Source organism: Deferribacterota bacterium (genome assembly GCA_034189185.1).
Classification (GTDB): Bacteria; Chrysiogenota; Deferribacteres; order Deferribacterales; family UBA228; genus UBA228.
Genome location: JAXHVM010000062.1, coordinates 1 through 10,687 on the forward strand (window position 1 = coordinate 1; position 10,687 = coordinate 10,687).

Annotated in this window: 6 protein-coding genes; 4 read left to right on the top strand and 2 right to left on the bottom strand. The window is 32.0% G+C overall.

What is annotated here, in order from left to right:
* The 4 genes from SVN78_05755 to SVN78_05770 form a co-directional block, all read left to right on the top strand.
* Window positions 1-559: hypothetical protein (locus SVN78_05755; GenBank protein MDY6821107.1), on the top strand; the 559-nt coding region annotated here is incomplete at its 5' end.
* 27 nt (window positions 560-586) lie between these two features.
* Window positions 587-1,615 carry a glycerophosphodiester phosphodiesterase gene (gene glpQ, locus SVN78_05760; GenBank protein ID MDY6821108.1) on the top strand — a complete coding sequence of 343 codons (1,029 nt, stop codon included), beginning with the start codon at window positions 587-589 and terminating at the stop codon, window positions 1,613-1,615.
* Between the two features lie 12 nt (window positions 1,616-1,627).
* On the top strand, window positions 1,628-2,476 hold the full coding sequence (locus SVN78_05765) for a cycloisomerase (GenBank protein MDY6821109.1): 849 nt from the start codon (window positions 1,628-1,630) through the stop codon (window positions 2,474-2,476).
* A gap of 259 nt (window positions 2,477-2,735) precedes the next feature.
* The gene (locus tag SVN78_05770) at window positions 2,736-6,170 is read left to right on the top strand and encodes a pyruvate carboxylase (protein ID MDY6821110.1); all 3,435 of its coding nucleotides are present in this window, start codon (window positions 2,736-2,738) and stop codon (window positions 6,168-6,170) included.
* Between the two features lie 84 nt (window positions 6,171-6,254).
* Here the strand turns inward: SVN78_05770 and thiD are convergent, their stop codons facing one another.
* Both thiD and SVN78_05780 read right to left on the bottom strand, forming a co-directional pair.
* Window positions 6,255-7,052 (bottom strand): bifunctional hydroxymethylpyrimidine kinase/phosphomethylpyrimidine kinase, encoded by a 798-nt coding sequence (gene thiD / locus SVN78_05775; protein ID MDY6821111.1) that lies wholly within the window; start codon window positions 7,050-7,052, stop codon window positions 6,255-6,257.
* Window positions 7,021-10,551: a DNA polymerase III subunit alpha gene (locus SVN78_05780; GenBank protein ID MDY6821112.1), complete on the bottom strand. Its 3,531-nt coding sequence runs from the start codon at window positions 10,549-10,551 to the stop codon at window positions 7,021-7,023. The genes thiD and SVN78_05780 overlap by 32 nt, the downstream gene beginning before the upstream one ends.
* Between the last annotated feature and the right edge of the window lie 136 nt (window positions 10,552-10,687).

The window sequence follows — 10,687 nt, forward strand, 5'->3', positions numbered from 1 at the left end:
TTATTCAATGAGTGAGATTGTAAAAGGATTAAAATCTGGTAATTCCTTTGCAGTTCATGGTGATTTAATAAATGCACTTGAATTTACTGTTAAAAATGAATCTGATTCTGCGACAATGGGTGATGATTTTAGATTGAACAAAAACAGTAATTTAGAAATTACAATTGCTTACAAAAGCCCTGAAATAAATAATAATGGAGATAAGCCCATAGTTCACCATATAGATTTAATTGTAGGTGATATTATAGAAAAAATTCAACCAAACAGTCCAGATTATACAAAAGATACAAATGAAACAACAAGGATAATAAAGAGGTTTAATAGTAGTGATTTTAGTAAAACCAATGATGGTTGGTATAAAACAACATATAGCGTAAGAGTAGATAAAAATACATATTTTAGGCTTAGGGGGACTAATTTGGCACCTAATACACCTTTTGAGACAGACCAGGAAGGCAATCCTTTAGTGGACTTTAAACAGGAAAAACTCGATGGCGCTGATGAGGCATGGGCTGATTTGTGGTTTTATTCTAACCCAATTTTTGTTTATGTTAATTAAAAATAACAATTATTGAGGAGATATAAAATGATTAAAAAGATATGTTTACTCACCATATTGATATTATTTAATTATAATTTTGCTTTTACAGAGAACAACTTTTCGGACATTGGCCTGGGTGCAATGGAGTTGAACAAGATGGTTAATCAAACAAAGAAAATAGTTATCGCTCACAGAGGAGCCTCTGGTTATATGCCAGAGCACACCTTAGAAAGTTATGCATATGCCTATGCATCAGGAGCCAATTTTATAGAACCCGATTTAAATATGACAAAAGATGGTTTTTTAATATGTATACATAATATCCATCTAGAGGCTACCACAGATGTTCAGAAAAAATTTCCTGAGAAAGTAAGCTCAGATGGTCATTATTATGTAAAAGATTTTACGATATCTGAAATAAAAAAGCTTAACGTCACAACGCACAAGGATGCAAATGGAAGACCCATATACCCCAATAGATTTAATCCTGACTATGAATTTTTAAAAATACCTACATTTGAAGAAGCAATCATGCTTGTAAAGGGTTTGAATAGAAGTACGGACAAGAATGTTGGCATCTATCCTGAAATGAAAAATCCAGCCTGGCACCATAAGCATAACCTAGATATAGAAAAAGCTACGATAGAAATATTATCCAAATATGGATATACTAATCAAAAAGACAATGTATATATTCAATGCTTTGATGAAAATTCTTTAAAAAGATTATCAAATGAATTTCAAACGCAAATAAAATTAGTTCAACTTATAGGTAGCGAAAAGGAATACTCCCATATGCTGACTGATGAAGGGCTAAAGAATATTGCAAAATATGCTAGTGGGATTGGTCCTAATAAAGGTTTAATAGAAAAAGATAGTAGCTTAGTCGCAAGAGCTCACAATAATGGGCTCTTAGTCCATCCATGGACTTTCAGAAAAGAAGATGTAAAGGAACAATACAAATCCTTTGAAGAGGAACTTAAAACATTTTATTTCAAATATAATGTTGATGGACTTTTTGTTGAACAGCCTGATTTAGCCTATTGGGTGTTAAATGCTGACAAACTTAAATAATAGGAGGAACATATGTTTAAACATATTATATTAATATTTATTGCCTTAGCTGGGATGTGTATAGCAAGTGATAAAACATTTGAAACACAGGCTGGTTTAGGCAAGTATATTAAAAACCAGATAAATAGTTGCTCCCTTGTTAAATCCTATCCTTCTGAGTTTGCAAGGCAAGGTGTAGCAGTGGATGATAAGTATTTTTATGCAATAAATAACAGAGAAATAGGGAAGTATGATAAAAATACTGGCAAACTCATTTCAAAGTGGGTAGGCGATGAAAATGGGCCTATTATACATCTAGATTCTGGCGTTGTGGTGAATGGCAAATTATATTGTGCCCACTCAAATTATCACGACTTACCAATGACTAGCTCTGTAGAGGTATGGGATACAAAAACAATGAAACATATTGATTCTCATAGCTTTGGAATAAACTGGGGGTCCTTAACATGGGTTGACTGGCATAATAATAGCTGGTGGGCAACATTTGGCAATTACAGCAGGGTTTTTGGTCCATCAATGGATCCGTATGGCAATTCATATTATACACAATTAATAAAATTTGATAGTAACTGGGATTTTCAGGAGGCTTTTATATTCCCTGATGAGATAATTGAAAAAGCTGAACCTATGAGTATTTCAGGTGGCTCTTGGGGAGAAGATGGCTACCTCTATGTAACAGGGCATGATCTAAGTGAGATGTATAAAGTTGAATTACCTGAATCTGGTTCAATATTGAAATTAGTAGATACCATAGCTGTAGCAAACGAAGGACAAGGTATTGCATGGGATAGAAGTGATCCAGGGATGCTTTACACTATAGAGAGGAGTAACAGAGTAGTAAATATAAGCGAGTGTAAATAACTATAAATAAATAAATTAAAAGCTTATTAATAAAATTCTCATTACAAGCATTTAAATACCGTTTTTAAATGCAAAAACAAAGGGGTATTGCATTTACATAAACGTACCAGTGATAGATTATATTTAAATGAAGAAATCAAACTATTTTAATAATTTAATAAATATTTTATTATCTTAAAATATTTCACATATTGGGTTTTACTTTTCTTTATAATTATACTATAAACTAAACTAATTATAAATATTTAGAGGGATAATTGTGAAGATAAAAAGACTTTTAGTAGCTAATCGCGGTGAAATAGCAATAAGAATTTTTAGGGCTTGTACAGAACTTAATATAGAAACAATTGCTATTTATTCTAATGAGGATAGATACTCACTACACCGCTATAAAGCCGATGAGGCCTATTTAATAGGCAAAGGCCTAGATCCTATAGCTGCTTATCTCAACATTGACGAAATTATTGAGTTAGCACTAAATAAAGATATTGATGCTATACATCCTGGCTATGGTTTCTTATCCGAATCCTCTGAATTTGCAAAAGCTTGTAATAATGTGGGTATAATCTTCGTAGGGCCATCATATAAAACATTAAAAACATTTGGCGATAAACATATATCACGAATGTTAGCAGCAAAGTGCAATATTCCTATAATTGAAGGCTCTGATAAAGAAGTCAAAAACATAGTAGAAGCTAAAAATATAGCAAAAAATATCGGATATCCTTTATTAATTAAGGCAACAGCAGGTGGTGGAGGCAGAGGGATAAGGATCTGTAATAGTGAAGATGAATTAATTATGAATTTTGAGTCAGCTAAAAATGAATCTTTAAAATCTTTTGGTAGAGAAGGTATTATATTAGAAAAATATATTGAAAAACCAAAACATATTGAGGTTCAACTATTAGCAGATAACTATGGGAATATAATACATTTATATGAAAGAGACTGTTCAATACAGAGGAGACATCAAAAAATAATAGAGATGGCTCCATCTTTGAATATCAACAAGGAACTTTTAAATAAATTATACAATTCTTCTATAATCTTAGCCAGGAAAGCAGGTTTAGTTAATGCGGCAACTGTTGAATATTTAGTTGACAACAAATACAATTATTACTTTTTAGAGGTTAATCCCAGAATTCAGGTTGAACACACAGTAACAGAAGAGATTACAGGTATAGATATAGTGCAATCCCAGATTCTAATTGCCGAAGGGAAAAAACTAGATTCTAAGGAAATTAATATAAAATCCCAACAATCTGTACAAAAAGATGGTCATGCTATTCAGTGTAGAGTTACCACAGAAGATCCTGAAAACAATTTTATACCTGATACAGGACAAATACAGGCTTATAGAACAGCTTCTGGTTTTGGGGTAAGGTTAGACGCAGGCAGCGGTTTTATCAATGCTAAGATTACACCTCATTACGACTCCTTGCTAGTAAAAGTTACAACATGGGGTAGAAATTTAGAAGCTGCTGCAAGAAAGATGAACAGATCCCTAAGTGAATTTCGCATAAGAGGTGTAAAAACAAATATACCTTTTCTTAAAAATGTTATACAACACCCCACTTTTTTAAGAGGTGATGCTAATACCACATTTATAGACAATACGCCTAATCTATTCAAATTCAAACAGATAAAAGATAGGGCAACAAAAGCATTAATGTTTTTAGGAAATAATATTATTAACAATCCATCAAGGGTTTATATATCAGATGAAACAACACTACCCACAATTACTACTCCTATTATAAGGCATGGTGATAAAGTACCTGAAGGAACAAAGAATATACTGGAAAATAAGGGTGTAAAGGGCATAATAGAATATATTAACAATAGTAAAGAAGTACTTTTTACATCCACAACATTTAGAGATGCTCACCAATCATTGCTCGCCACAAGACTTAGAACAATAGATCTGCTCAATATAGCTGATATTTATTCCCATTATATGTCTGAATTGTTTTCAATAGAAATGTGGGGAGGAGCAACCTTTGATGTTTCATATAGATTCCTCAAAGAATCCCCTTGGGAAAGACTAAAACTTTTAAGGGAAAAAATCCCTAACATAATGTTCCAAATGTTGCTTAGAGCTTCTAATGCAGTTGGTTATACAAATTATCCCGATAATGTAGTGAAAGAATTTATAAGATTATCCTCTAAAAATGGAATAGATATTTTTCGTATTTTTGACTGTTTCAATTGGGTTGAGCAGATGAGACCAGCAATTGATGAGGTAAAAAAACAGGGGAAAGTTTGTGAAGCAGCAATTTGTTATACAGGTGATATAACAGATAGCTCAAAAAATAAGTATAACTTAAAATATTATGTTGATTTAAGCAAAGAATTAGCTCATGCTGGAACGGATATAATAGGTATAAAGGATATGGCAGGTTTGTGTAAACCCTATGCAGCAAAAATGCTTATTAAGCACATAAAGGAAGAAACAGGCTTGCCTATTCATTTTCACACCCATTCAACTAGCGGTGTAGCTGAAGCCTCATTGTTAAATGCAATTGAAGCCTCAGCTGATATTGTTGATGTAGCTACAAGCTCTATGAGCGGGCTTACAAGCCAACCATGCTTTAACTCTATCTTAGAAGCAATAAAATCAACAGAGAAGCGTTCATCAATAAATATTTATTGGGCACAAAAGATATCTGACTATTTTGAAAAAGTAAGGAGGTATTATTTCCCCTTCGAAAGTGGATTAAAATCTCCAACAGCTGAAGTTTATAAACATGAAATCCCTGGAGGACAATATTCAAACTTAATAGTGCAAATTGAAGCAACAAACCTCGTGGACAAATGGGAGGAAATAAAAGATATGTATAAGAAAGTCAATGACGCATTGGGCGACATTATAAAAGTAACCCCTTCATCAAAGGTTGTCGGAGATCTGGCATTATTTCTTGTAAAAAACAACCTTACAATTGAAGATCTTTATAAAAAAGGAGAGACCTTATCTTTTCCTGACTCAGTATATAATTTTTTTAAAGGCATGTTAGGTCAACCATACAAAGGATTCCCAAAAAAATTACAAAAAATTATTTTAAAAGGTGAAAAACCGATAACAGATAGGCCAGGAAAACAACTTAAAGAATATGATTTTCAATCTGCAGAAAAAGAGTTAAAAAATATCTTTAATAGAAATTTCACTGAAGAAGATATAATTTCATATGCACTATACCCTGCTGTATTTAAAGACTATATTAAATTTACTGATGTATTCGGCGATCCTTCAGTGTTTTCTACAAAATCGTTTTTTTACCCTTTAAAAAGAGAAGAAGAAATATATGTAGACATAGAAGAGGGTAAAACCCTTATTATTAAATATTTAGGTTTTAGTGAAATTGATAAAAAGGGTTATAGAACAGTATATTTTGAATTAAATGGTCAACCTAGAAGCGTGCAAATCAAAGATGAAAAATTCGCAGAAATAGTAAAATCAAATATTAAAGGAAACCTTGATGATCCTAGAGATATATGCGCAACTATGCCTGGTAAAATTGCTCAGATACTTGTTAAAAAAGGAGACACAGTACATAAAGGCAAGCCTCTTGTAATAACTGAAGCAATGAAAATGGAAACAAAAATAACATCAAGTTTAGATGGAAGAGTAAACAATATATATCTAAGCGAAGGTAGTGATGTAGAAAGTGGAGATCTTATCATGCGTTTAGAATAATACCTTATAAACAAAGGCTCTTATTTTATGTTAAATGATATGTAAGACTACTATTCCTTCTGATGTATTTATAAAACCAGTAATTTATTTATGTTCTAAAAAATAAAAATGATTTAGCGGGCCAAATCCATTACCAATGTAGAGGTCTTTAGCATATTTAATAGCATTAAAGGTATACGTTTTAGCGCTTTCTACAGCATTAACAATATCTTTCCCTTTTGCTAAATTTGCTGCTATTGCTGATGAATATGTGCAACCTGTTCCATGTGTATTCTTTGTTGATATTTTTTGGCTTTTAAAAAATGAAAAATCATTATTATAAAATAGTAGATCAATTGCTTCTTCGCCTTCTAAATGCCCTCCTTTAATTAACACACCACGAGGCCCCATATTTTTTATAATTTTTGAAGCTTTTTTCATATCATCTATGCTTTGGATTTTAACTCCTGAAAGATATGTTGCCTCCTCTATATTAGGGGTTATTAAATCAGCAATCTTAAATAATTCTTCTCTTAATGTATAAACTGCGCTATCTTCAAGTAGTTTTGCGCCACTCTTTGACAACATAACAGGATCAACTACAATATTTTTGGCTTTGTATTTTAAGAGATTTTCCACAACTACACCTATAATAGAGGCACTATATAACATACCAATCTTTACAGCATTAATTGTAAAATCACTAAATATAACATCAAACTGATCTTGAATAAATTGTTTGCTTAAAGGATATATAGATTTTACCTCTCTTGTATTTTGTGCAGTTAAAGCTACTATAATTGAAGTACCATATACATTGTTTGCTGCAAAGCTTTTTAAATCAGCCTGTACACCTGCGCCACCTCCACTATCAGACGTAGCTATAGTTAAAGCTTGATCCATTTTTCTTAACCTCATTATTTTTAATTTCTAAAAAATAGTTGTCCTTTTTTATAATTCCCTTTAGTTTATAGAGGAAATTTATATCAAGTTTTATGCTATATTCTTTAGAAGTGGCTATCTCAACAGTATACCCTTTGCTACTACATATTTTAAAAGATAAGGGAATTGGGCCTTTATAACGCACAACTAATTGTTTAAGCTTCTGAATAGTCTCGGGCATCGTATTTTCATCTAAAACAATTGTAAAAGACTGAACAAGCTTTGATATACCTGTATCCACTGAGAATAATTCATCTGCAAGGATGCTAAATTCCTCTTCGTTAACACTTAATTTGCCCTTTACAACAACAATATTATCCTCATTTATTATTGATATAACCTTTTCAAGCAATTTTGGAAATATAACAACATTAACGCTATCCTCTATATCCTCTAAAGTCACAAAAGCCATTTTTTCATTATTTTTTGTAATATGGTACCTAATACTTTTTATCATCCCAGAGGTAGTAACAATATTCTCATCTGCTGAATCCTTCAATTGCTTAATACTAGTTGTAATACCCTCTAAAATTTTGGAATATAGACTAAAAGGATGTTTGCTAATATAAAAACCCAATACTTCCTTCTCAAACCTCAATAGCTCAGTTTCTGGCATTTCCCCTACATCTGGGTAATATTCATAGGTCTCTTCTTTTTCACCTTCAATATCTTCAAGTAGTTCATCAATTGTAATAGTTACACCTTGATTTTTAAATTTTTGTTTATTTTGCCCTTCTTCTAAAGCCTTATCTAACACTTGTAAGAGCGCCTTTCTTGTTTTGCCAAAACTATCAAAAGCCCCTGCTTTTATCAAAGATTCAACAACTTTTTTGTTGCATTGATATATGTCTACCCTTTTACAAAAATCATATATACTCTTAAAAGATCCATCCTTTTCACGTTTTTTTATTATATCTTCTATTGCTTTAGTGCCAACATTTTTAATCGCTGAAAGCCCAAATCTAATACTATCTTTATAAGCAACAAAATCTTTAAAACTCTCATTAATATCAGGAGGCAATACATCAATATTAACCCTCTTACATTCCTCAATCAAAAACTCAATTTTTTCACCCTTCTCTAGTTCACAAGAGAGCAAGGCTGCCATATAACAAACAGGATAATGAGCTTTTAAGTATGCTGTTTGATACGCAAGCATTGCATATGCAGCTGAATGACTTTTATTGAAACCATACTCAGCAAATATCTCCATTAAATTAAACAATTTTTCTGCTTTTTTCTTATCATATCCCTTTTTTATTGCCCCAGGTATGCCTAATTCGTCACTACCATATAAAAATATATTTCTATGTTTCTTCATTTCTTCAGGTTTTTTCTTTCCCATCGCCCTTCTTAAAAGATCAGCACTGCCCAGTGAATATCCTGCTATTTTTTGAGCTATTTGCATTACTTGCTCTTGATAAACTATTATGCCATATGTCTCTTTAAGTATATTTTCTAGTTCAGGAAAGAAATAATCAATTTTCTGTTTGCCATGCTTTCTCTGGATAAAGTCATCTAGCATACCACTGCCAATAGGACCAGGCCTATATAAAGCCAAAACAGCTATTATATCTTCAAAACATGTGGGATTTAGCTTCTTAAGCAAACTTCGCATGCCAGAACTTTCAAGCTGAAACACCCCTGTTGTCTCCCCACTACTTAAAATATCATAAGTTTTTTTATCGTTAGTAGGCAAATCTTGAATATTTATTTTAGCATTATACTTTTTTCTTATTAAGCATAGTGCTTCATCAATAATTGTTAGGTTTTTTAATCCTAAAAAATCAAACTTAACTAAACCTATGAGCTCTAAGGTATCCTTTTCGTACTGGGTTAGCATTTCATCATTTACTCCTTTGCAGAGTGGCACATATTCCACTAGTGGCTCATCTGATATAACAATTCCACCGGCATGCATCCCCGTTTGTCTATATAGGCCCTCCAAATTCAACGTATGTCTTAGTAGTTCATCTCCCTTTGGTACCGCCTTAATACTCTCTTCAATTGAGGGATCTATCTTTATTGCTTTCTCTAAGGTCATATTAGGTGAAAAGGGTATCATTTTAGCTAGTTTATCAACTGTATTTAGAGGGATCTCTAACACCCTCCCAACATCTCTAAGGGCAGCTCTTGCTTTTAATGTGCTAAAGACAACAATTTGGCTAACCCTGTCTTGACCGTATTTATTTTTTACATAATCTATAACTAAGTCCCTCTTATTCATACAAAAATCTACATCAAAATCTGGCATACTTTTTCTCTCAGGATTTAAAAATCTTTCAAACAATAGATTAAAACGAATGGGGTCTATATCTGTTATTTTTAAAGCATAAGCCGTTAAAGATCCCGCACCAGAGCCTCTACCAGGGCCAACAGGTATGTTATTGTTTTTGGCATATTTAATAAAATCCCATACAATTAAATAATACCCAGAATAGCCTTTATACTTAATTACTTCTAACTCTTCTTTTAGTCTATCATAATATTTACTATGTTTTTCTTCTGGAATATTTCTAAGACGCTCCTTTAATCCTTCATTTGCTAAATATTCTAAGTATGAATTAGAATCATATCCTTTAGGCACATCATATTGTGGAAGTTTTAAATCACCAAACCTAAATGATGCTTCACATCTTTCTGCGATATCAAGGGTGTTATGTAAAGCTTGTGGGATTGAACCAAAGGAATCCCACATCTCTTTAGGTGTTTTTACATACAACTCTTCAGTATGCCCCATATTGTTGTTCTTAGAATTAGATAGGGTGTTTTGCATCTGAACACACATTAATATGCGATGTGACATATAATCTTCTCTATTTAAAAAATGACAATCATTGGTAGCAACAATTGGTATACCAGTTTTTTTTGATATCTCTATAATATTGTTATTAACAATCTTTTGCTCGGCAAGACCATTGTCTTGTATCTCCAAATAAAAATTTCCCTTTCCAAAGATATCTTCATATTCTTTTGCTTTTTCTATAGATTTTTCTAGGCCATCCCTTAGTATTGATCTAGGCAATTCACCTGCCAAGCAAGCTGACAAACAAATAAGGCCGCTACTATAATCTTTTAACAGTTCTTTATCAATACGTGGTTTGTAATAAAAACCCTCCAAAAAGGCCTTTGATACTAAAATTTGTAGATTTTTTAGACCTTGATTGTTCTCTGCAAGTAGTATTAAATGATAATTCTTATCTTCACTCTTTTCATATTCCTTATTAAATCGTGAATCGGGTGCTACATAAACCTCACATCCAAGGATCGGTTTAATTCCATATTTTAAAGCTTTTCTATAAAAATCAATTGTGCCAAACATAGCACCGTGATCTGTAATTGCCACAGCTTTCATGCCACAATCTTTAACTTTATTAAAAAGCTTATCCAAGCTAATTGCTCCATCTAAAAAGGAATAAGCCGTATGCATATGCAGATGAACAAAATTCTTCTCTTCCATCGATTTCCCCTTTTATAGATTTTAATATAACTATAAAACTTATATAATTAAATTGCTATAATGAATTTTTTTAATCTTGAAAAAATTGTTTTTACTAAAAAAACTGAGTTATTTCTTATTTTTAACATTCTTATTG